This window comes from Methylocaldum gracile, from assembly GCF_053646815.1.
This window is the reverse complement of the sequence record NZ_CM132196.1, coordinates 465,958-487,937: the sequence shown is the minus strand read 5'-3', so window position 1 is coordinate 487,937 and position 21,980 is coordinate 465,958. Positions and strand designations below refer to the sequence as shown.

Annotated in this window: 16 protein-coding genes; all 16 read right to left on the bottom strand. The window is 60.5% G+C overall.

Annotated features, from left to right (window positions below):
• Window positions 1–766: 766 nt before the first annotated feature.
• Window positions 767–3,001, bottom strand: a complete 2,235-nt coding sequence (locus ACWJJK_RS02125; RefSeq protein ID WP_454128611.1) for a polysaccharide biosynthesis tyrosine autokinase — start codon at window positions 2,999–3,001, stop codon at window positions 767–769.
• 262 nt (window positions 3,002–3,263) lie between these two features.
• The gene (locus ACWJJK_RS02120; protein WP_205780838.1) at window positions 3,264–4,418 is read right to left on the bottom strand and encodes a polysaccharide biosynthesis/export family protein; all 1,155 of its coding nucleotides are present in this window, start codon (window positions 4,416–4,418) and stop codon (window positions 3,264–3,266) included.
• A 31-nt stretch (window positions 4,419–4,449) separates the two neighbouring features.
• Complete coding sequence (locus tag ACWJJK_RS02115; RefSeq protein ID WP_454128610.1) at window positions 4,450–5,877, bottom strand: undecaprenyl-phosphate glucose phosphotransferase; 1,428 nt, start codon at window positions 5,875–5,877, stop codon at window positions 4,450–4,452.
• A 402-nt stretch (window positions 5,878–6,279) separates the two neighbouring features.
• Window positions 6,280–7,731 (bottom strand): NADH-quinone oxidoreductase subunit N, encoded by a 1,452-nt coding sequence (locus ACWJJK_RS02110; protein ID WP_156880784.1) that lies wholly within the window; start codon window positions 7,729–7,731, stop codon window positions 6,280–6,282.
• A complete protein-coding gene (gene nuoM, locus ACWJJK_RS02105) occupies window positions 7,728–9,254 on the bottom strand; it encodes an NADH-quinone oxidoreductase subunit M (protein WP_156880843.1) in 1,527 nt (508 codons plus the stop codon). The genes ACWJJK_RS02110 and nuoM overlap by 4 nt, the downstream gene beginning before the upstream one ends.
• Window positions 9,254–11,086: an NADH-quinone oxidoreductase subunit L gene (gene nuoL, locus ACWJJK_RS02100; protein ID WP_077731731.1), complete on the bottom strand. Its 1,833-nt coding sequence runs from the start codon at window positions 11,084–11,086 to the stop codon at window positions 9,254–9,256. The genes nuoM and nuoL overlap by 1 nt, the downstream gene beginning before the upstream one ends.
• A gap of 326 nt (window positions 11,087–11,412) precedes the next feature.
• The gene (gene nuoK / locus ACWJJK_RS02095) at window positions 11,413–11,724 is read right to left on the bottom strand and encodes an NADH-quinone oxidoreductase subunit NuoK (RefSeq protein ID WP_077731732.1); all 312 of its coding nucleotides are present in this window, start codon (window positions 11,722–11,724) and stop codon (window positions 11,413–11,415) included.
• Entirely contained in the window at window positions 11,721–12,218 is a 498-nt protein-coding gene (gene nuoJ / locus ACWJJK_RS02090) for an NADH-quinone oxidoreductase subunit J (RefSeq protein WP_077731733.1), read from the bottom strand. Before nuoJ ends, nuoK begins: the two co-directional genes overlap by 4 nt.
• Window positions 12,219–12,230: 12 nt before the next feature.
• Window positions 12,231–12,758 carry an NADH-quinone oxidoreductase subunit NuoI gene (gene nuoI, locus ACWJJK_RS02085; protein WP_077731734.1) on the bottom strand — a complete coding sequence of 176 codons (528 nt, stop codon included), beginning with the start codon at window positions 12,756–12,758 and terminating at the stop codon, window positions 12,231–12,233.
• Window positions 12,759–12,819: 61 nt separating this feature from the next.
• The gene (gene nuoH / locus ACWJJK_RS02080; protein ID WP_077731735.1) at window positions 12,820–13,764 is read right to left on the bottom strand and encodes an NADH-quinone oxidoreductase subunit NuoH; all 945 of its coding nucleotides are present in this window, start codon (window positions 13,762–13,764) and stop codon (window positions 12,820–12,822) included.
• Window positions 13,761–16,439, bottom strand: a complete 2,679-nt coding sequence (gene nuoG / locus ACWJJK_RS02075; RefSeq protein WP_077731736.1) for an NADH-quinone oxidoreductase subunit NuoG — start codon at window positions 16,437–16,439, stop codon at window positions 13,761–13,763. The genes nuoH and nuoG overlap by 4 nt, the downstream gene beginning before the upstream one ends.
• A 13-nt stretch (window positions 16,440–16,452) precedes the next feature.
• Window positions 16,453–17,727 (bottom strand): NADH-quinone oxidoreductase subunit NuoF, encoded by a 1,275-nt coding sequence (nuoF, locus tag ACWJJK_RS02070; RefSeq protein WP_077731737.1) that lies wholly within the window; start codon window positions 17,725–17,727, stop codon window positions 16,453–16,455.
• Window positions 17,712–18,209: an NADH-quinone oxidoreductase subunit NuoE gene (gene nuoE / locus ACWJJK_RS02065; protein WP_086133652.1), complete on the bottom strand. Its 498-nt coding sequence runs from the start codon at window positions 18,207–18,209 to the stop codon at window positions 17,712–17,714. Before nuoE ends, nuoF begins: the two co-directional genes overlap by 16 nt.
• Window positions 18,210–18,943: 734 nt before the next feature.
• A complete protein-coding gene (nuoC, locus tag ACWJJK_RS02060) occupies window positions 18,944–20,734 on the bottom strand; it encodes an NADH-quinone oxidoreductase subunit C/D (protein ID WP_086133653.1) in 1,791 nt (596 codons plus the stop codon).
• Between the two features lie 10 nt (window positions 20,735–20,744).
• Window positions 20,745–21,383, bottom strand: coding sequence for an NADH-quinone oxidoreductase subunit B (locus ACWJJK_RS02055; protein ID WP_077731741.1), 639 nt, complete (start codon window positions 21,381–21,383; stop codon window positions 20,745–20,747).
• A gap of 12 nt (window positions 21,384–21,395) precedes the next feature.
• A complete protein-coding gene (gene ndhC / locus ACWJJK_RS02050) occupies window positions 21,396–21,809 on the bottom strand; it encodes an NADH-quinone oxidoreductase subunit A (RefSeq protein ID WP_077731742.1) in 414 nt (137 codons plus the stop codon).
• Window positions 21,810–21,980 lie beyond the last annotated feature (171 nt).

Here is a 21,980-nt window from a genome sequence, read left to right as displayed (position 1 = left end):
CTTTAATGGTGCCGCTAATGCGGCGGGTTATTTGGATGCGGGTCTCGCCCCGCCGGCGAGATACTTTTCTTTGTGCGGCCAAAGAAAAGTACCCAAAAGAAAGGCCGCCCGAATGGCGCCCTTAATCCTGCGCTTCTCGCCTCGGACCGGGGGCGACCGAAGGGCCATCCCTGCCCCTCGGTCGCCGCGCGCGATCCCTCGCGCGCGCCTTCAGGCTGTTCCGGTCCGAGGCTCCGATGCTCGGGGTCGCCATACGGGAAGGAGACCGAAATCCTTTTTATCGAACAATGGTCAATCCCGAAACAGGCTACTGTGAGGCGATCGCCGATCTCGCCAGTGGAGTGTGGATAGAGTTGTTTAAGCGGACAAGGACGTGTGTTTTCCTCCCGTTTGCCGCGCCGAGCACCGGAGCTTTCGGCGGGAATAACCCGTAAGGGGCGCAGAATGGATTCTGCGCGGCGATCGGGGGCCAAGGATGGCCCTTCGATCGCCTCTCGCCGAAAGCGAGGAGCACAGGATTCAAGCGGCAACCGGGCGGCCTTTTCTTTGGCTACTTTCTTTTGGCCGAGCAAAAGACCAATTCGCCAGGAGCGAATTGGGACAGCGGAACGCTGGCCCGAAGGGCGAAGTCCACGGACGGACTTCGCAGCGTAGTCCGCGTGCGGGGCGGCACCCCGCTTTAAAACAAATCCCCGCCGAAGGCGAACATCTACGTGCTTGCCTAACATCAACCAGCTTCCTCACGCTAGAAAAAACCAAAATCCTTTTAAACCGCCTTCGGATACGCATACCCGTAATACGGGTAATACGACGACCCTTCCTTCATGTCATTCATGATGAAGCCGTTCGGCTTGATGCCCACGTGCTGGAATCGGCGGAAGCTGACCTCGAGTTCCTGCGCGGTGTAGCGTCCTTCCTTGACCACCAGGAAGGTGGCATCGGCGTGTTTGCCGATGATGGCGGCGTCGGTGGCGCCCAGGATCGGCGGCGAGTCGATCACGATGTGGTTGTAGAAGGCTTTCAGGTCCTCCAGGATCGCGTCCAGGCCGCCGAGCACCAGCAATTCCGCGGGGTTCGACACGTTCCGCCCCTTCGAGATGAAATCCACTCCCACCTCGGGAAGGCTGGTGATCGTCTCGGCCAGAGAAGCCGTACCGGCAAGGAGATCCGAGAGCCCCTGCTCTTTCTGAACGGAAAAGGCTTCATGCAGCCGACCGTTGCGGAGGTCGGCGTCGATGATCAGCACCCGCTTCCGGATGCTGGCCAACAGCGCAGCCAGATTCGAACTGACGAAAGATTTACCCATGCCGGGCGCGGGACTGCTGATCATGATGATCTTGCTTTCGCCGCTGGCGAGCGTGGCTTCCAGAGTCGTCCGCAGGGCGCGCAGCGATTCGACCGAAATGTCGTGGGGCGCCTGGCTGGCCAGCACCGCCGGTTGATCCTGATCGACCAGTCTCGCCAGACGCTTTTGCTTCTTGCTGTGCGGTATCGCCGCGTAAAGGGGAATCCCGACCCGGTATTCCAGCAGTGCCGGGTAATTGTCGTGACGCTGCAGCGAATTGCGCAGGAATACGATCGCCGCCCCCAAGGTCAGGCCCAGCACCGTGGCTATGGCGATAAGAAGCATCGGCTTAGGCCAGTGCGGTTTTTCCGGGATAACGGCAAAATCGACGATACGGGAATTGCCGATCGATCCCGCGGCGGCCACGCGCTGTTCCTGGGCGCTGTTCAGCAGCGAGGTATACAGCTCGGTATTGACCTGCACGTCGCGCGACAGGCTCACCATGTTTTGCTGCGTGCGCGGCAGCTCCTTGATCCGCTTGTTGAGGTCCGCCAGCTTGCGCTCGACCCGGCCGATCTGGGCCTTGGTCGCCATCATGTCGGGGTGCGCGTCCGTAAGGCGCTGGGTCTGTTCCTCGTACTTTTGTCTGAGCTGGATGCCCAGGGTTTCCATTTCCGCCGCCTGCTTCAAGAGCACCTCGGCCTCGGCGGAGATGTCGACCGCGCCGTGTTGCTGCCGGTATGCGCTCAATGCCTGCTCCGCCCGTTCCAGACGCTCCTTCACGACAGGCAACTGGCTTTCGAGGAAGGCCAATTTTTGCCCGGCTTCCGCCGATTCCCAGTTCACCGTCGCATTTACATAGGTCGTGGCGATGTCGTTGACCGATTTGGCGAGCTGCTCAGGCTCGCGCCCCTTGAGTTCGACGTTGAGAATATCCGTATCCTTGGAGGCTTCCTTGACGGTGAACGCCTTCTTCAGTTTTTCGATGGCCGTCAGTCGGCTTTCCCGGGTCAGATCGAAATAAGTGCCGGGATGGGCCTTGAGTTCCGAAACCTTGATCACGACCGGTACGGCTTCGCCCACATCGATCTCGACGCTGTCGCCTACCCGTCCCTCGCCCACCGGTTCTCCCTTGGGGTCGAGCAGTTGAAAGCGCCCGCCGTCCAGAGCGATCAGGGTGAAGTCTTTTCCCAGATACCGATCGGGAACGGTGAAATCGGCGACCTTGATCCTCTCGCCGCCGAATGCCCAGCGGTTGAAGCCCCACCAGGCGCCGGCCACGCCGTCATGCGGATCGTGCCAGCGCGCGAGCGTCTCGCCGATCAGAGGAAGATACCTGGGCGTGACCTCCACCGTCAGATTCAGACCGTCGACGACCTTGCCGAGAACCGAACGGGATCTCAGGATTTCGACCTCCCGCTGCGCCCTCGGATTTTCGGCCTCGGCCGGAGACTTGCTGGCCTCGCTGCGGAGCGGGGCCGTGAGCAGTGCCTTGTTCTTGTCGATCCGCAACAGGGCATCCGCCTTGTACGTGCGGGGCGCGAAGATCAGATAGACCACCGTCACCGTCAATATCGAAAGCAATGTCAGAAGGATGGTTTTCTTGCCTTCGAGCAACAGATCGACATAGTCCCTGATGCTGACGCTCGGCTCCTCGATCCGCGACAGGTTCGGCGGCGGGAGCAGGCTAATCTCGTTATGTCCGTGCATATTCATGACTCAATCCACATATCGATTCGGTTGAAAGAGACTGAAGTCCATTCGTATCTTCGAAGCCATTTGCCGGGAACAACAAACGCCCCTTCGATTTCACGCCGGCCAGGCTTATCTCGGTCTACGAACCGTCAGTTGTAGGTCGGCAACCCTTTGCCGACGAAGGTGCCGGTAGTATCCATTAGCGTCGGGAAAGGATTCCCGACCTACTGCGGGTTCTGCTTCGGGAGAGAAGTCGAAAGACGAAGCGCTTCCGGCAACCGGGCTAGAACCCATAAAACGCCCCTCGGGTCATGACCTGGCTAAAGGACGACGGCAGCAACTGGTTGAGTACCCTCGACCATTGAGTGACACCCGCCGTACCCACGAAAACGATGTCGTGCGGCTGCAGCGAAAATTGTTCGGCCAGAATCATGGCATCGGGCGATTCTCCGTCGAGCTGAAAAATTTCCGGCTTGGTCTGTCCGGCCCGAATGACGTAAATCTCCTCCGTGTTGGAGGTATTGAAGTCGACTCCGTTGGATTCCGACAAAGCCTGGGCGAGCGTCATTTTGCCCTTGTGGATTTGCAGCGCCTGCTGCCGCCCCACTTCGCCGGTGACGAAGACCTTGCTGTGGTAGCGATCGGGTACGTTCAGCACGTCGCCGTCCATCAGCTGCAAGTTCTGGCCGTTATTGCCCTGTTCATAAAGGGCTTGGAGGTTGATCGGATAGAGCTTTTCCCCGCGCGACAAGGTCACGTGACTCAAATCCGCCTCCGCCGTCACGCCGCCCGCGCGACTGATGGCTTCCGCGACATTGAGCGGCGTATCCACCATCGACTGGACCCCCGGATGTTTCACCTCGCCGACCACGGCAACTTTGTGGGCCTCGAACGAGAGCACGCGGACATCGAGCTTGACCTTCTTGAAATATTTGGAAAGCCCCTCGCTCAACAGATCCCTGATTTCGGACACGGTTTTGTCCGCCACGTGAACGGTGCCGACATAGGGATAGAAGATCGTGCCGTCATCTTGAACGACCTTGCCCGCCAGTTCGGGCAGAATCTTCTCTCCGCCCGGATCGTTGAGCTCGGGGTGATCCCAAACCGTGATCTGCAACCGGTCGTGCGGCCCGACCCGGTACGGCCCCGCCCCCGCTTCCGAGCTCGGCAGGGTGAGCTTGCTGGCGTCTTGCAGTCTTGCGTTTTCCCGCTCGATGATCAAATCGGCGGTGATCGGCACGATCTTGACCTTCTCCTTGACCAGCTTGCCGTCCTTCATGACCGGCACGGTCGCGTCCGAGATATCGCTGCCCCGCTTCATATCCATGCCGGGGGTCAGCGAACAGCCGGGGAGAAAAACGGACAGCCACAGCGCCAGAATCCCGGCCAGCGCCCCCGGCTTCCCGACCAACGAATTCGAAAATGACGATGCAATCATGGATGCTTACCCCTTTCCCGCAAGGCCCACATCAATAGGCGTTCTTGTTGACGAAGCCGGACACGACGGTTCTCATGGCGATCTCCAGATCGAACCAGACCGACCAGTTCTGGATGTAATAAAGATCGTGCTCGATGCGCTTGTTCAGGTCGGTGTCGCCGCGCCAGCCGTTCACTTGCGCCCAGCCGGTGATGCCGGCCTTCACCATGTGCTTCTTCATGTAGTTCGGCACCTGATCCTTGAACACCTCCACGAAATCCGGGCGCTCGGGCCGCGGGCCCACCAGAGACATGTCGCCCTTGAGCACGTTGATGAGCTGCGGCAGTTCGTCCAGGCTGCTCTTGCGCAGGAAGGCCCCGAACGGCGTGGCGCGGTTTTCGCCGGGCTTGGCCCAGACCGGACCGGTTTTCGACTCCGCGTTCACCGGCATGGACCGGAACTTCAGCATGACGAACGAGCGATTGTTCCAGCCCACCCGCTCCTGGCGATAGAACACCGGCCCCGGCGAGCTGAGCTTCACCCCGACGGCGATGAGCAGCATCACGGGGCTCGCCAGAATCAGGAGGATCAGCGCCAACAGACGGTCTTCGATTTCCTTGATGTAGCGGTTGATGCCGTGCAGGGGCGACACCGAAATATCGAGCGTCGGGATGCCGGCGACTTCGTTCAGATTCAGGAACTTGCTCATCTTGAAAGCGAAGCAGTCGATCACCAGCCGGATGCTGACCGGCAAATGACGCAGTTCGTGAAGCACCTGCTCCGCGCGCGACTCGCCCTTGAACGGAAACGCGACCCAGACTTCGTCGATGGCTTCGCGCGTCACGAGAGACGCCAGATCCTTGAGCCCGCCGAGCCGAGGCAGGGAAACATCGGCGGCCAGCCCTCTGGGATTGGCGCGGTCGTCGACATAACCGATCACCTGCAAACCGGCCCACGGCGATTCGTTCAACTGCCGGCTCGCGGCGATCGCCATCTCGTTCAGCCCGACCATCACGATCCGGCCTTGCTGCCAGCCGCGGGCGCGCAATATCCGGAGCACGCGCGAAAGCACCGCTCGCGAGAGAACGACGAACAGAAAGCCCAGCACGCCCCAGGTCGCGATCCAGCGATAGCTGGAACCAAGCCACACATGCAAGCGGACCAGGGCGACGATGGATACGACCGAGATCAAGGTGAATAGCCAGGCTCGCAGAATGCGGACCAGTTCCCCCCGCATCGCGTCGTTACGCCACGGGCGATAAATCTGCCCGATCTCGAAGAAAATGATGGCTCCCAGAATGCCGAGAGCGATCACGACCCTATGGTCCTGATCGATGACCGGCTTCTGATGCCAGAAATAAAAGGCGACCCAAGCAGCGGCCAGCAGCATCGCGATGTCCAGAAATCTCAACAACACGATCACTGTGTGCCCATACTGTTTGTAAAGTCCTCTGAATACGATTCCAAAACCGAGTGGCATGTTCGTGAACCTCTTGTTATTCCTCGCGACATCGAGAAGGCTGCCGAGTACGGAGACAGAGACAGCCTTCGAGCATTAGCCTACGGGAGCAAGATGAGCGAACTGCCGAGGGAAAAATTAAAATCAGATGAGGATTGGATTATTTTTGGCGAAGGGTTCTTGGAGCAGTTTCCACTCGCACGGAAGGATTGACTGCAAATGGCCTGTTAGAGTGTTTTTCACCGCCGTTCAGCGGCGAGGATCGGGAAATTCGTAGGTCGGCAATCCTTTGCCGACACACCGAGTTGGCGAAGGGCTTTGTCGGAAGGGCAGCTCTGGCGCTCCCGGAGACGCCGTTTGCGATTGGAAGGGTCATTCGGGCGCTCCCCGGATGACCGTTTGCGATTGGAAAGGATTGCCGACCTACTGCTGCGCGGCGCTTTGCTTCGGAACGTTGATCTCCGGATGCAGCAGATCGATGAAGGGGGCCGGATAAACGCCCAGGCCGAAGATCAGGAGAAGCAATATCGCCAATACCAGATGCGCCCCGACCGGCCGGGCCTTCGGTCTCGCTTGCAGCGCGGCGGGCGCTTGGGCCATTTGAAAGACGATGCGGATGTAATAGTAGAGCCCCAGTCCACTGCCGATGATGAGCGCGCCCAGCAACATCCAGAGCGCCCCATGACTTCCGGCGGTGAACAAATAGAACTTGCCGATGAATCCGGCGGTCAGCGGTATGCCGGCCAGAGAGAGGAGCGCCACGCTGAACACGGTCGCGAGCCAGGGACGAGTCCAGAACAGGCCGGTATAATCGTCCAATTCCTCCGCTTCGCGATCGGCCGGACTCATCACCGTCACCACGCCGAATGCCGCCAGCGTCATGGCGAAATAAGCGGCGAGATAAACCAGCAGCGCCTCGGCCGCCAAGTTTCCGCCGACGACGTTCGCCGCGACCGGCGCCACCAGCAGATAGCCCATGTGACCTATCGAGGAATAGGCCAGAATGCGCTTGACATTGTTCTGCCGCAAGGCGAGAAAATTGCCCACCAGCATGGAAACCACGGCGATCAAGGCCAGAAGTACGCTCACCACCGGAACGCGAAAAACGCCGCTTTCCAGTCCGTAGCGCAGCAGCAGGATAAAAACCGAGCCCTTGGAAACCGTGGCGAGCAGGGCCGTGATCGGCGCCGGCGCCCCTTGATAGACGTCGGCGGTCCACAGATGAAAGGGCACCAGCGATAGTTTGAAACCCACGGCCACCAGGATCAGAATGGTTCCGATGACGGAAGGAAAGGTTCCGGGCCTCCCGCCCAAGACCGCGAACTCCATGGTGCCCGTCTCGGCGTAGACCAAGGCCATGCCGAACAGCAGGAAGGCCGAGGCTACGCCGGACAGCACGAGATATTTGATGCCCGCTTCCAACGCCCGGATTTCGCGCAGCGGATAGGCGATGAGCGCGAACAGCGACACGCTGAGGATCTCGAGCCCCAGGAAGAACGACGCAAAATGATGGGCGGCCGCCAGAACTCCGGCACCCAGCAGCGCCGTCAGAATCAGCAGATATACTTCTTCCTGGTGGCCCTCGCGAACGCGGAAATACTCCCAGCACAGCACCGCCGCGACCAGGCCCGCGGCGTAGGCCATGACGGTAAAGACCAGGGCGTAGCGATCCACCAGCACGAGCGGCGTGATCAGCCTCGGCACGAGATCCGAAACCAGCGGGACCGTGATCAGCGAGATCAGAATGCCGGCGACCGTCAGGAGGAAGGCGAGACGATGATTGCGGTGTACGGCGATGGCCAGCATCACGATCACCGCCACGGCCGACAGCGCGATCAAAGGCAAAAGCGCGAGAAGATCGGTTGCGGTGATCATGGCTCTCCCCGATCCGCCAAACGCTCGCCCGGCGGTTGCGAATCATTCTGTTGGGCGACGCCCTCTCCCCAGCCTCTCAAACTATTCTTCAGCCACGTATCGGAGACGTCCAGCATGGACTGCGGATACATCCCGATCCAAACCGTCGCCACGATCAGAAAACCCATCAGGGCCAATTCGCGCGCGCCGAAATCGCGGATTCGATGAATCTCCCGCGTTTCGCCGTGGAAAGCCCGTTGAATCAGGATCAGCGAATAAACCGGCGCTATGATCAAACCCAAGGCCGCGGCTGCCGTCATGGCGGCATCCACCCGGTAAGCGCCCAGCAGCACCAGGAACTCGCCGATGAAATTGCCGAGCCCCGGCATGCCGAGCGCAGCCACGGAAAAGAACAATCCGATGGCCGCCATGCGCGGCACGTCGGTCCATAACCCGCCCATCCGATTCATGTCGCGGGTATGGACGCGCTCCTGCACCGCGCCGGCCAGGACGAACAGGGCGGCCGACGAAATGCCGTGGGCCAGCAAGGTAATCACCACTCCTTGCAGCGCCAGCGCATTCCAGGCAAACAGCCCGACCAGCACGAATCCCATGTGGCTGACGCTGCTGTAAGCGACCAGTCGCTTCATGTCCGACTGCGCGAAAGCGAGCATGCCGCCATAAAGAATGCCGGCCACGCCCAATCCCATCGCGATGGGGGAAAAATCGGCAACGGTTTCGGGAAACAGCGGGATCACGAAACGCAGCAAGCCGTAGGCGCCGGTTTTCAGCATCACCCCCGCCAGAATGACGCTGCCCCCGGTCGGCGCCTGGGTGTGCGCGTCCGGCAGCCAGGTATGGAACGGCACGCCCGGCAGTTTTACGGTGAAGGCGATGAAGAATCCCAGCATCAGCCACCAGGCGGTATTGAGCTCGAGACTCGTCTGCAAGAGGTCGAAGTAGTCGAAGGTATAAACGCCGGCATCTCGTTGATGGATGATCACCAGAACCACCATGGCCAGCAACATCAAGAGTCCCGAGACCTGGGTGAACAAAAAGAACTTGATCGCCGCGTAAGCCCGGTTCTCGTGTCCCCACAGCGCGATCAGGAAATACATGGGTACGATCATGATTTCCCAGAACACGAAGAATAGAAACAGATCCAGCGCGAGGAACACGCCTAGCACGCCGGCCAGCGTCCACAGGAGATTGAAGTGGAAAAACCCCACCCGCTCCCTGATCTCGGTCCAGGACGCCGCCACGGCCATGAGACCGAGAAAAACCGTCAAGGCGACCAGCAACAGACTGACGCCGTCCAGTCCGAGATGAAAGCTGATGCCGAAGCGGGGTATCCAGTGCAGGCGGATATCGTCCAGCCAAACGCCGGCTTCGGGAAAGCCGCCGGCGAAATAAGGGATCAGCAACGCCCCGTCCACTATCAACGTCATGAGGGCGATCCAGCGGGGGGCGTTCGCACCGTAGCGCTCCGCCTGCCAGGCGAGCAGGCCGCCGACCGCCAGCACCAGAATCAGCGCTGCGAGCATCACGACAAAATCCCCAGCGCGATGGCCAACACGGTTCCCCCCGTGAAAGCGGCGACATACCAGCGCAATTGTCCGGTTTGGGTGGCGGCGAACGCGCGATGCGCATACTGGCTGGCGGCCGCGATCCCCCGGTAGATATCGTCCGCGATATCGCTGCTATTGACGGCGGCCAGCCAGCGGAACGGGTTGACCAGCAGCTTTCCGTACAGCCAATCGAATCCCCAGCCGCTAAACCAGAAGCGGTGCAGCATATCGCCCCATCGGGTTTCCGTCAGGGCTTCGACCGGGTAGGTTCGGAGCAGATAGAGGAGAACCGCGATACCCACACCGACGAGCGGCGCCAGATCGGTGAAGATGCCGGCGATCAATCCCAACTCGCCCGGTTCGGATCTCGGAAACACCGAACCCAGCGGCATGGAAACAAATCCGCCCAGCAAGGCCAGTGCGCCCAGCAGGATGAGCGGGACACTCATGGCGAACCCGAGATGCTCCGAAGCCCGCTCGTTTTCCGGGCCGAAAAAGGCGATGAACACCAGCCGAAAGCTGTAGATGCCGGTCAACAGCGCCCCTAGCGTTCCGGCAGCCCAGAACCAGAAGCCGTTCTCCGCATGGAAGGCGGAAGCCAGGATCTCGTGCTTGCTGAAATAGCCCGAGGTGAACGGCAGAGCGGTCAGGGCGGCGCTGCCGATGACGAAGCTCCAAAACGCGATCGGCAGCCGTTTTCTGAGTCCTCCCATGCGGAAGATGTCGTGTTCGTGGTGATAGCTGTGAATCACCGCTCCGGCGGCGAGGAACAGGAGCGCCTTGAAATAGGCGTGGGTCGTCAGATGAAAAATCGCCGACGAGAACGCGGTCACCCCCAGCGCCAGAAACATGTAACCGATCTGGCTGATGGTGGAGTACGCCAGAATCCGCTTGATATCGCGCTGGGTCAGCGCGGTGAAACCCGCGATCAGCAGGGTGACGGCACCGACCGCGGCGACCAATTGCAGCACTGCGGGCGCCAGTTCGAACAGGGTGTGGGTGCGGGCGATCAGATAAACCCCGGCGGTCACCATGGTCGCGGCGTGGATCAGGGCGCTGATCGGCGTCGGACCGGCCATGGCGTCGGGCAGCCAGGTTTGCAGCGGCAATTGGGCCGACTTGCCGACCGCGCCGCCCAATAGCAGCAGGGCGGCGAGCGCGGCCATACCGGAGCCGACCGGCCAGGCCGCGGAGGCTCTGTTCAAGAGTGCTTGAATATCCAGGGTGCCGAGCCGCGCGAACAGAAGAAACAGGCCTATCGCCATCGCCGTATCGCCTACCCTCGTCATCACGAAAGCCTTCCGGGCCGCCGCGCCGTTCTCCGGATTCTCGTACCAGAAGCCGATCAGAAGATAGCTGCACAGACCGACGCCCTCCCAGCCCAGGTACAACAGCACCAGGTTGTCCGCCAAAACCAGGACTAGCATGGCGAATACGAAAAGATTCATGTACGCGAAGAAACGGGCGTAGCCGGCATCGTCCGCCATGAAGCCGACCGAGTAGACATGGATGAGAAATCCGACGCCGGTCACCACGAACATCATGTTCAGCGACAAGGCGTCGAGATAAAGCGAGAAGCCGGATGCGAAATGGCCCACTCGCATCCAGGTCCACAGCGTCTGACGGTAGGGTTCGAGCGAGCCGCTCAAGAACTCGATGCCGACCAGCGCCGCGAGCACCGCCGACAACCCGACGGATCCGGCGCCGATCCAGGGCACCCAGCGCCTCGGCATATTCCCCTGACTCGCCACCAGAATCAGAAAACCGATCAATGGGAAAAGCGGAATAAGACCCAAGTAGTTCAGCACCCGTATTTCTCCTTGTTAGTTAAAGGGTTGTCCTGCTTCTATCGCTTTTCAGGGGAATGCCCCCGTCCCTCGGTTTCCTTGCGAGCGCATGTACCAATGTGGTGTACGCCCGAAGCTGCTGTAGGTCGGCAATCCTTTGCCGACGCAGGATTTGTCGGCAAAGGATTGCCGACCTACAACTCTTTCGGCCTCCATTTTGCGGGGTGTAGGGCGGCGTTTCCTATACCATGTCGCAAGATGGCGGTGAAAAATCTTCTAAAATCCGACCCCTTCACGGCGTCGATGTTTTTGATCCATCCAGCCGATCGGTTTCACGGCAGCGGCACTCAACCTTTCATCCGGCTCAAAGCGTCCACATCCAAGGTCTCGAACCGATGATAAATCTGCGTCACCAAGCCCATGGCCACGCCTACTTCCGCCGCCGCCATCGCAAGCACCAGCAGGAACATGATTTGCCCGTCCGCCTGATTCCAGCGCGAGCCGGCGACGATGAAAGCGAGCCCCGTCGAATTCAGCATGATTTCCAGGGAGATCAGCATGAAGATCAGGTTGCGCCGCACCAGAACGCCGGTGAGCCCCAGCGCGAAAAGGACGGCCGCCAACAGCAGTCCGTGTGCCTCGGGAATGGTTCCGTTCATTTCTTCACCTCCTGCCGGGTCAAGTGATAAGCCCCGACCAATCCGGCCAGGAGAAGCATGGACGCCAATTCCACTGCCAGCACATAAGGTCCGAGCAGCCGAATACCCACCTCCTTGGATGCGACGATATGGCCGAGCGCGGCCCGCTCTTCCTGCATCAGGACGAAGATCAGCTCGGTCAGCAGCACCGCCGCCATCGCGGACGGCCACCGCCACGCGGCAGGCGGCAGCCACTTTCTCTCCTGCTCCAGGGTTCGACGCCCCAGATTCAGCATCATCACCACGAACAGGAACAGCATCATGATCGCCCCGATGTGAACGATGATCTGGAGCATCGCTCCATAGTACGCCCCCATGAGAAAGAACACGACGCCCGAAGCCAGCAGGGACAAAATCACGTACAACAGGGCGTGCACCGCGTTGAGCGAAACGATCACCAGCAGCGTGGAAATCACGCTGATCAAGGCGGAGGAATAAAACAGGACATACAGCATGGGGTCGTTCTCCTAAGGCAACAGACTCCGGACGTCCACCGGCGGCGCCTCGTTCTCGGCCTCGCCCTTATCCTTTCCGGCCACGCTTTTCCCGGCGACGCGGTAGAAGTTGTAATCGTGATATTTGCCGGTCCCGTCGATCAAAAGATGCTCCTTCTCATAAACCATGTTGCGGCGGTCGTACTCGCTCATCTCCATGTCCGGCGTCAATTGAATGGCGTAGGTCGGACAGGCCTCCTCGCAAAACCCGCAGTAGATACAGCGGGAAAAGTTGATGCGGAAGAACTCCGGATACCAGCGGCCGTATTCGTCCTGGGTCTTCTGCAGGGCGATGCAGTCCACGGGACATGCCACCGCACACAGGTTGCAGGCCACGCAGCGTTCCTCCCCGTCGGGGTCGCGGGTCAGCACGATTCGTCCGCGATAGCGCGGGGCCAGGGCCGGCTTCTCCTCGGGATATTGCACGGTGTCCGCCTTGGTGAACGTATGCTGGAACACAGTCCATAGCGTCTGGAACTGAGTCAAGAAGTCCTTCAACATGACGGCTCACCCACAGCCATGGGTGATACAGGCGAAGCCAGCTTTTCGTTCCTCCGATGCCCTATCGCCATAGGATGACGGCTCCGGTAACCAGTAAATTCAGGAACGACAGCGGCAGCATCACCAGCCACCCGAACGACATGAGCTGGTCATAGCGCGGTCTCGGCAGGGAACCGCGCACCAGAATGAACAGCAGGATAAAGACGGCGGTCTTGATCGTGAACCAAGCCAGGGGCGGCAAGACCGGCCCCAACCAGCCGCCGAAGAACAGAGTGACGATCAGGGCCGCCCCGAGGGTAACGCCGATGTACTCGCCGACGAAGAACATGCCGAACTTCATGCCGGAATATTCGGTGTGATAGCCGGCCACCAGCTCGTTTTCCGCTTCCGGCAGATCGAACGGGGTGCGGTGAGTTTCCGCGAGAACCCCGATAAAGAACAGGATGAATCCCAGAAATTGCGGCACCACGAACCATCCGTCCCTTTGCGCTTCCACGATGGCGCGCAAATCGAAGGTTCCGGCCAGCATGACGACCCCCAACGCGGACATCGCCAGAAATACCTCGTAACTGATGGCCTGCGCCGTAGCCCTCAGGGAACCGATCAGCGAGTATTTGCTGTTGGACGCATAACCGGCCAGAACCACGCTGTACACCGACAGCGCCAGGACCGCCAGCACATAAAGCAAATCGAAGTCGAAATCGATGATTCCGATGTCCGGCGCGATCGGAATCACCGCGAAAGCGGCCAGCATGCATCCCATGATCACGACCGGAGCGAGCACGAATACCGGTTTGTCGGCGAAGGGCGGAATCCAGTCTTCCTTGCTCAGGATCTTGAGCATATCGGCGACGACCTGGAACAGTCCCAGAGGTCCCACGCGATTGGGGCCCAGACGGTCTTGCCAGATGGCGAGCAGCCGGCGTTCGACCCAGATCAAGAGCGCCGCCACGGTGATCAACGCCCCGAGAATGCCGGCGATATCGAACGGCGACCCCAGCGTCATGGCCTCTCCCCTTCTTTTTCGATGGCGATCCATGCCGGAAGATCGCTACGGAACAGACCGGCAAGGCCGGCGGAGATGCCCACGGCGCCTCTCGGCAAGGACGATTCCAGCCTCAGCGGCAAACGCACGACGCGCTCGTTCAGCCGCACCGCCAGGGTCTCGCCGACGCCGAGTCTTTCCGCATCCTCCGGGTGCAGCGCGGCATAGGCTGCCGGCACCCGCTCCGCCAATGGCGGCGATAGCGCGCTCAGCTCCTCGCTGCCGAAAACGTGGTAAAGCGGGATGGCCCGCCAACGGGCTTCGTCGCGTAGACGGTAGGGCACTTCGTCGAACCAGCGGGGCTCCGCCGTTTCCGGCGACTCGAAAAGCCTCACCCCGGGATCGCCGCCTCGCAAAGCCCCGCCCACCTCGTCCTGAAATTTGTTGACGGCCTGCTGATGCGAATTCCAACCTGGCGCCCAGACGAATGGCAATAATGCCGGCGGCACGTCGACACTTGCGCCTTCCATGGAAAACGCCAAAGCCGAATCGGGGTCGTCGGGCGGCTTGGGTTCATGGATTTCCCGGTTTGCAAACATCGCGGTCCGTCCGCTATAGCGATGGGGTTCGCGCGGGACCTTTTCGCCCTCGACACGAAAACCCGCCGGCGGAGCGGCGTTCCGGATCGGCCCGAATTCCGGCAGAGCCGCGGCACAAGCGGCGGTAAGCGCATCGATGTTCGACCAGCGTTTCGCTGCGGCATCGGCCAGCCAGCGCCAGCTGTCGCGGATTTCGCCGCTGCCCGGCATGACGGAATAAAAACGTTGCGCCCGCCCCTCGAGGCTGACCAGAGTGCCCTCGGTTTCCGCAAACGTGCTTCCCGGAAGAAGCAATTGGGCCTTGGCCGCGGTGCCGTGGCGAATATGATCGATCACCACCACATGCCGCGTGCCGTTGAAAAAGCTGTCCACGGCCCCGGCGTCCGCCCGCCGGTAAAGATCGTTCTCCAGCACGATCACGGTGTTCAAGTCTCGGGTCTTCGCCGCGGCGAAGGCGTCCTTGACGCTGCGCTCGTCCATCATCGCCAATCCGAGCGTATTGCATTCCGGCACGACATAGCACAGATCGACAGCCCTTCCTTCTCGCCGGTTGCTCAAGGCTAAGGCGATATTGGCCGCCGCCCGGACCACGGAGAGACTGCCGCAACCGGTGCCCGAGACGATGAGCGGATGCGCCGCGGCAGTGAGGGTATCGCCGATGAGTTCCGCCAGATGTTCGTCCTCTTGGGAAAGGTCGGCCACCGCCGGCGCGCTGGCATCGATCCGGTTGGCGATAGCCAGGCCCAGCCGCGCGATGTCTTCCGGCGTTCCCCGGCAGATCGCTTCCGCTATGTCGTCCAGCCGGGTAGCGTTAGGCGCTACGACGAACAGCGGGCTCTTCTCGCCTTGAGCCGCCTCTCTTACGGCGGCATCTTGCCAGCGCGGTATCTTGAGCCGGTCGGCGCGTTCGAAAGCGCGGTTCCGAACCGCCTGGCGCAACGCGAGCGCCACACGCGGCGCGGTATTCGCCACGTCTTCGCCCAGGATCAAGACGGCGTCCGCCTGCTCCACCTCCCGCAGCGACGGATTATGGACCGGCCAATGTCTCAGCACGTCCAGTATGGCCGCTGCCAGCGATGCCTCCCCCTGGGCAAAACCGGCGTAAAAATGCTCGGCGCCGACCAGTTCCCGCAGGGCGAAGTTGACTTCCAACGAGGCGCGGGGAGAGCCGATTCCGATCGTGTGACCGCCCAGCAAGCCTTGAAAATGGGCCAGCGCGGTCTCCCCGGAGACCGGCTCTCCGCGAAGCATCGGCTGGCGTATGCGCCGCTCGCTATTGACGAATCCATAGCCGAAGCGGCCCCGATCGCAGAGAAAATAGCCGTTCACCTCTCCGTTATAGCGATTGACGATGCGCCTAAGCGTTCCGTAGCGTTCGCCGGGGCTGGTATTGCATCCCACCCCGCAGTGCACGCAAATCGAGGGCGCATGCTGTAGATCCCACTTCCGGACGTAATGCTGGCTGAACGTCCGATCGGTGAAAACTCCGGTGGGACAGACCTCGACCAGATTGCCGCTGAACTCGTTTTCCAGAACGCCGTCCTCGAAGCGCCCGAAATAGACGTTGTTGCGGGATGCAAACACGTCGAGGTCCTTGCCTCCGGCGTAGTCGCGGTAAACCCTAACGCAGCGGTAACAGGCGATGCAGCGGTTCATCTCGTGATTGATGAACGGTCCCAGATACTGGTTTCGGTGGGTGCGCTTCAAGCCGCGATAGCGACGAAAGGTATGCCCGGTCATGACCGTCATGTCCTGGAGATGGCACTCGCCGCCCTCCTCGCACACCGGACAATCGTGAGGATGATTGGTCATCAGGAACTCGATGACTCCGGCGCGGAACTCCCGTGCCTGAGGAGCTTCGAGGGACACGCGGAGGCCCTCGGTCACCGGGGTCATGCAGGCCATGACCAGCCGCCCCTGGGCGTCGCTCTCGTCCTTGTACTGCACGACCGCGCATTGCCGGCAGGCGCCCACGGACCCGAGGGCCGGATGCCAGCAGAAGTACGGCAAATCTAGCCTCAACGACAAGCAGGTCTTGAGCAGATTGTCTCCCGCTTTTACGTCGTAGGTCTGGCCGTCTACCGTGATTTTTGCCATGGATTGAATCCTATCAGGCCACCCTTGCAGTCGATGCCGGTTTCAAATAGCGTTCGAAATCGGCCCGGAAATATTTCAATGCGCTCTGTAACGGCTCGGCGGCCCCGGGCGCGAGCGCGCAAAAGGTATTGCCGGGTCCCATCAGGCGCGCGAGCTGTTCGAGTTGGTCCAGGTCCTCCGGCCGGCCACGTCCGGCCAAAAGGCCTTCGAGGAGTTCGACGACCCAAGGCAGCCCATCCCGACAGGGGGTACACCAACCGCAGGATTCCTGCGCGAAAAACCGCTCCAGGTTGAGCACCATTCGCACCGGACAGGTCTGATCGTCCAGCACGATCATGGTGCCGGTGCCGAGCCGGCTGCCGGCTTTCATCATCGCGTCGAAATCCATGGGCAGATCCAAGTGCTCGGGCAGCAGAAAATCCGTGGATGCGCCGCCGGGCAGGAACCCTCGCAGCGTATACCCCTCCTGCATGCCGCCGGCGCATTCCTCGATCAGTACCCGGATCGGCGTGCCCATGGGCAGTTCCCACAACCCCGGCTTCTTGACCCGACCGCTCGCGCCGAACAGCTTGGTGCCGGCATCCTCGCCCCGGCCCAATCCCCGGTACCAGTCCACGCCGTTGCGGATGATATGGGGCACGTTGCAAAAGGTCTCGACATTGTTGACGACCGTCGGACGGCCCCACAGTCCGCTGATCTGGGGAAACGGCGGCTTGGCGCGCGGTATTGCGCGCTTGCCTTCGAGCGAATTCAGGAGCGCGGTCTCTTCGCCGCAGATGTAGCGCCCCGCGCTGGTATGAAGATGTATCTCCAGATCGAAGTCCGAGCCCAGAATGTTTTTGCCGAGATAGGCGGCGCTACGCGCTTCCCCCAAGGCTTGCTCAAGCCGGCTCGCGGAAAGATGGTATTCGCCCCGGAGAAAGATATAGGCCGTATCGGCCTGCACGGCATAGGCGGCGATGACCACGCCTTCTATGAGCTGGTGCGGGTCGGCCTCCATCAGCAGGCGATCCTTGAAAGTGCCCGGCTCCATTTCGTCGGCGTTCACCACCACATATTTCTGCTCCGCCGACTCGCCCTGCGGCACCAGGCTCCACTTGACGCCGGTGGGAAACCCGGCACCGCCGCGCCCGCGCAACCCGGAATCCTTGACCGCCCCGATCACGTCCGCAGGCGCCATTTCTTTCAAGGCTTTGGCCAAGCCCTCATAGCCACCGGCGCGGCGGTAATCGTCCAGCGTCACCGGCGAGAGATCGGGCTTGATGTTCTGCGTCAGCGGTCTGTCCATGTCTGGCCGTTCCTTTTTAATAGCTCATCGATTTTCGATTCGTCCACGTCTTCGTAAAGCTCTTCGCCGACCATCAGCACCGGCGCGCGATCGCATGCGCCGAGACAGACGATCGGCAGCAGCGTGTAACGTCCGTCCGTCGTGGTTTCGCCCAAGCCGATGCCCAGCCTTTCGGATAGATGCCCACGGATTCTATCGGCCCCCAGCATCCAGCAGCTCACGCTGTCGCAACAAAGAATGACGTTCTCGCCGACCGGCCTTCGAAAGATCAGGTTGTAAAACGTCGCCACCCCATCCAGTTCGTCCGGCGACATCTCCAAGAGCCCGGCAACGGTTTTCAACGCTTCATCCGACACCCAGCCGCGATATTTCTGCACGATCTTGAGCGCCTCGACGGAGGCGGCGGATTTATCGGGATAATGACCCGCGGCCGCGAGGATTTCGGCGGTTTCCTGTTCGCTCAAGATGCGGGCTTCGTTCATAAGAGAACCCGAAAAATCATTTTTTGATGCGGGGAACCGCCCCGCACGCGGGTTACTTTCTTTTGTTCGGCCAAAAGAAAGTAACCAAAGAAAACGCCGCCCGGATGACGCACTTTTCCTGCGCTTCTCGTCCTGGCCGCGGGGCGTCCCGAAGGGACTTCCATGTCCCTCGGGACACGTGCGCAATCCTTTGCGCACCCCTTCGGGCTTTTCCGGTCCAGGACTGCGATGCTCAGGTGCGTCATACGGGATATTGCTATTTTTGTCCCGTGCGGCATGCCCGAGCATCGCAAGCTTTGGCGCTGGAATGCCCGAAGGGGCGCGTCAGGAAGACGCGCGGCGACAGAGGAGCAGGGAAGCTCCTTCTGTCGCCCCAGCGCCAAAGCGAGAAGCGCAGGAAAAGCATGCCGCTCGGGCGCCGTTTCTTTTGGTTACTTTGGATTTGCGCCTGTCCTGGCGCAAATCCTTCGGGCGCACTTCGCGCGTCCAAATTTGTTCCCGACAAATTTGTCTTTGGGCAAGCAAAGACAAACTCGCCGGGAGCGAGTTTGGACCGCCGAAGGCGGGCCCAAAGGGCAAACCCCATGGATGGGGTTTGCAAAAGTAACTCGCCCGCGGGGCGAGACCCGCATCTAAAATCACCGGCAGCACCAGCTGCCACTACCCCAAACCCGCTGGCTAGACCGACATCCTCAACCTCCGCAAACAAGCCATTTAGAAACGTCATATCCCCCTCACCTATCCACATCCGACATCACGAAATCGATACTCCCGAGGATCGCGATGAGATCGGCGATCATGAGGCCGCGCGACATCAGTGGAATCATCTGAAGATGGGGGAACGAGGCGGTACGGACGCGGGTACGGTAGGACGTCGTGTTGCCGTCGCTCGTCAGGTAATAGCGATACAGCCCCTTGGTCCCTTCCACGCAGGCGGAGCCCTCCCCGGCCGGGATTACCGGCCCCCAGCTGACGTTCAGAAAGTGCTGGATCAGCGTCTCGATGTCGTGCATGGTCCGCGCTTTCGGCGGTGGAGTCGTCAACGGATGAAACGCCTTGTAGGGGCCCGATGGCATGTTGTTCAGGCATTGCTCGATGATTCTTAAGCTCTGCCGCATTTCTTCGACCCGCACCAGGCACCGGTCGTAGCAGTCCCCGTTTTTCCCCGACGGGACCTCGAATTCGAAATTTTCGTAGCCGGAATAGGGACGCGCCTTGCGGTAGTCCCAGGCGAGACCTGTGGCCCTTAACCCCGGTCCGGTAGCGCCCCAGTCGATCGCCTCTTTCGTGTCGTAAACGCCGATGCCCTGGGTGCGCCGCTTGAGGATGCTGTTCGCCAGCACCATCTTGTCGTAGTGCGCCAGCCGTTTCGGAAAATAGTCGACGAATTCCCGCACCTTCTTGTCCCAGCCCTCGGGCAAATCCATCGCCGTGCCGCCGATGCGAAAAAAGCTGGAGTGCATGCGCCCACCGGTAATGGCTTCGATGATTTCGAAGACCCTCTCGCGATCGACGAACATGTAGAAAACCGGCGATAGTTGTCCGACGTCCTGTGCGAAGGTGCCGTAAAACAAGAGGTGATTGTTGATCCGGTAAAACTCCGAGATCATCACCCGGATTGTCTGCGCCCTGGGCGGCACCTCGATGCCGGCCATTTGTTCCAGCGCCATGACGTAAGGCAGGTTGTTCAGCGAGCCGCCGAGATAATCCACCCGGTCGGTATAAGGGATGTAGGTATGCCAGGACTGGCGTTCGCCCATCTTTTCCGCGGCACGATGGTGATAGCCGATATCCGGCACGGCATCGACTATTTCCTCGCCGTCGAGCTGCAGGGCGATGCGGAATACCCCGTGCACGCTGGGGTGGTTAGGGCCGAGATTGAGAAACAGAAAATCGCTGCTGTTCTTCTGCCGTTTCATGCCCCATTCCTCGGGCACAAACCGCAAGGCCTCCTGCTCCGCCTCCTGCTTTTGCTCGGGCAACGAGAACCGCCCCATCTCGGTGGCCCGCGCCGGATGGTCCTTGCGCAGCGGATACCCTTTCCAGGTGGGCGGCATCAGGATACGGCGGAGATTCGGATGGCCTTCGAAGCGAATCCCGAACATGTCGTAGACTTCGCGCTCGTACCAGTTGGCGTTGGGCCAAAGCGAGGCGATGCTCGGCACGCTCAAACCGCCATTGGCCAAGGCGACCTTGAGACGGATATCCTCGTTCCGATCGAAAGACAAAAGATGATAGACCAGCGTGAATTCGCTGGCCGGGAGCCCATCCCGGTATTGGCGCAGGCGCTCGTCCACCGCGGTGAGATCGAACAGCATGGGGTATGGCCGCTCGGTCTCGCGCTTCAGATAAGTCAGACAATCGACGAAACGGTCCTTGCTTACCCAAAGGGTTGGAATGCCGTCATAGGTGGATTGAACGGTAAATTCGTCATCCCCGAAACGGCGCCGGAGTTCGCCGACGATAGCGCCGGTCTTCGGCCTTTCCGTCGTTGTCGCGCTGCCTGCCGTCGTGGTAAAAGTCATCCTAAATACCTTAAAGGCGATCCGGACTGCGCAACTCGGTGGCCCTCATGCGCTCCGGAGTCTTGAGGTCTCGGAAGCTTTTGATCGGCGCTTTCTGAACACCGCCTTCGCCGACCGTCCAGCCTAGGGGCCGTCTCTCTTTTCCGATCGACTCCTGCAGCAGGATCAGACCTTCGAGCAAGGCGTCCGGACGCGGCGGGCAGCCCGGCACATACACGTCGACCGGCAAAAATTTGTCCACACCCTGAACCACACTGTAAACATCGTACATCCCGCCCGAATTGGCGCACGACCCCATGGAAATCACCCAGCGCGGCTCCAGCAACTGCTCGTAGAGACGCTTGATGACCGGAGCCATTTTCATGAAGACCGTGCCGGAAATCACGATCAGGTCCGCTTGCCGCGGGCTTGCCCGGATCACCTCGGAACCGAAGCGGGCGATATCGTAACGGCTCGTGAAAGCGGTGGCCATTTCGACGTAGCAACAGGAAAGCCCGAAATTGAAAGGCCAGACGGAATTCGCTCGACCCCAGGCGATCAGGTCCTCCAACTTCGCCATGAGCAGGTTGCGGCGCATGGCTTCCTCGCTGACGCGCTCGCCGGGGCGGGGCGCTGGGTCGGAATCGGCTTTGGTAAGAGTCCACTCCATCCCGTACTCCCCTTAAATTTGTAGTCGGGCATCCTGCAATTTCTGCCGCTCGGTACGCCAATCCAGAGCGCCGATCCGCCAGAGATAAACCAGAGCGGCCAGCAAAATGCCGATGAACACCAGCATTTCGATGTACCCGATCCACCCGGCCTCGCGAAAGGCGACGGCCCAAGCGAGGATAAAAACGGCTTCCAGGTCGAAGATCACGAAAAAGATGGCGACCGGATAAAACCGTATGGTGAGGCGCACATGAATATCGCCTACTGGCACGACGCCGGATTCAAAAGGCTCGCCGGTCGCGCGTCCGCGACTGGGCCGGGCAAGAAAACGGGGGATCACCAACATCGCCGCGATTACGACCATGATCGCCGCGATATAAGCGATGAACGGCCAAAGATTCGATGCCTGCACCAGATCGGCATTCATGCCACTCCTCCGGATGTGCTGCAGCGGACTGCAAGGGCGATCAACTTGCCCGCAGATTAATCGGACCGGCCGCAACCGGCCTATAAGTAGAAATACATAGTTCCGAAAAACCATTCGGGACGAACGGCGTTTGGGGCTGAGCCAGGAAGACGAGCGACAGGAAGGCGACCA

Bases quoted from the DNA above. Each gene is read 5' to 3' on its own strand.
- ACWJJK_RS02125 (WP_454128611.1), bottom strand. From the start codon at position 3,001: ATGAATATGCACGGACATAACGAGATTAGCCTGCTCCCGCCGCCGAAC.
- ACWJJK_RS02120 (WP_205780838.1), bottom strand. From the start codon at position 4,418: ATGATTGCATCGTCATTTTCGAATTCGTTGGTCGGGAAGCCGGGGGCG.
- ACWJJK_RS02115 (WP_454128610.1), bottom strand. From the start codon at position 5,877: ATGCCACTCGGTTTTGGAATCGTATTCAGAGGACTTTACAAACAGTAT.
- ACWJJK_RS02110 (WP_156880784.1), bottom strand. From the start codon at position 7,731: ATGATCACCGCAACCGATCTTCTCGCGCTTTTGCCTTTGATCGCGCTG.
- nuoM (WP_156880843.1), bottom strand. From the start codon at position 9,254: ATGCTCGCAGCGCTGATTCTGGTGCTGGCGGTCGGCGGCCTGCTCGCC.
- nuoK (WP_077731732.1), bottom strand. From the start codon at position 11,724: ATGAACGGAACCATTCCCGAGGCACACGGACTGCTGTTGGCGGCCGTC.
- nuoJ (WP_077731733.1), bottom strand. From the start codon at position 12,218: ATGCTGTATGTCCTGTTTTATTCCTCCGCCTTGATCAGCGTGATTTCC.
- nuoI (WP_077731734.1), bottom strand. From the start codon at position 12,758: ATGTTGAAGGACTTCTTGACTCAGTTCCAGACGCTATGGACTGTGTTC.
- nuoH (WP_077731735.1), bottom strand. From the start codon at position 13,764: ATGACGCTGGGGTCGCCGTTCGATATCGCCGGCATTCTCGGGGCGTTG.
- nuoG (WP_077731736.1), bottom strand. From the start codon at position 16,439: ATGGCAAAAATCACGGTAGACGGCCAGACCTACGACGTAAAAGCGGGA.
- nuoF (WP_077731737.1), bottom strand. From the start codon at position 17,727: ATGGACAGACCGCTGACGCAGAACATCAAGCCCGATCTCTCGCCGGTG.
- nuoE (WP_086133652.1), bottom strand. From the start codon at position 18,209: ATGAACGAAGCCCGCATCTTGAGCGAACAGGAAACCGCCGAAATCCTC.
- nuoC (WP_086133653.1), bottom strand. From the start codon at position 20,734: ATGACTTTTACCACGACGGCAGGCAGCGCGACAACGACGGAAAGGCCG.
- ACWJJK_RS02055 (WP_077731741.1), bottom strand. From the start codon at position 21,383: ATGGAGTGGACTCTTACCAAAGCCGATTCCGACCCAGCGCCCCGCCCC.
- ndhC (WP_077731742.1), bottom strand. From the start codon at position 21,809: ATGAATGCCGATCTGGTGCAGGCATCGAATCTTTGGCCGTTCATCGCT.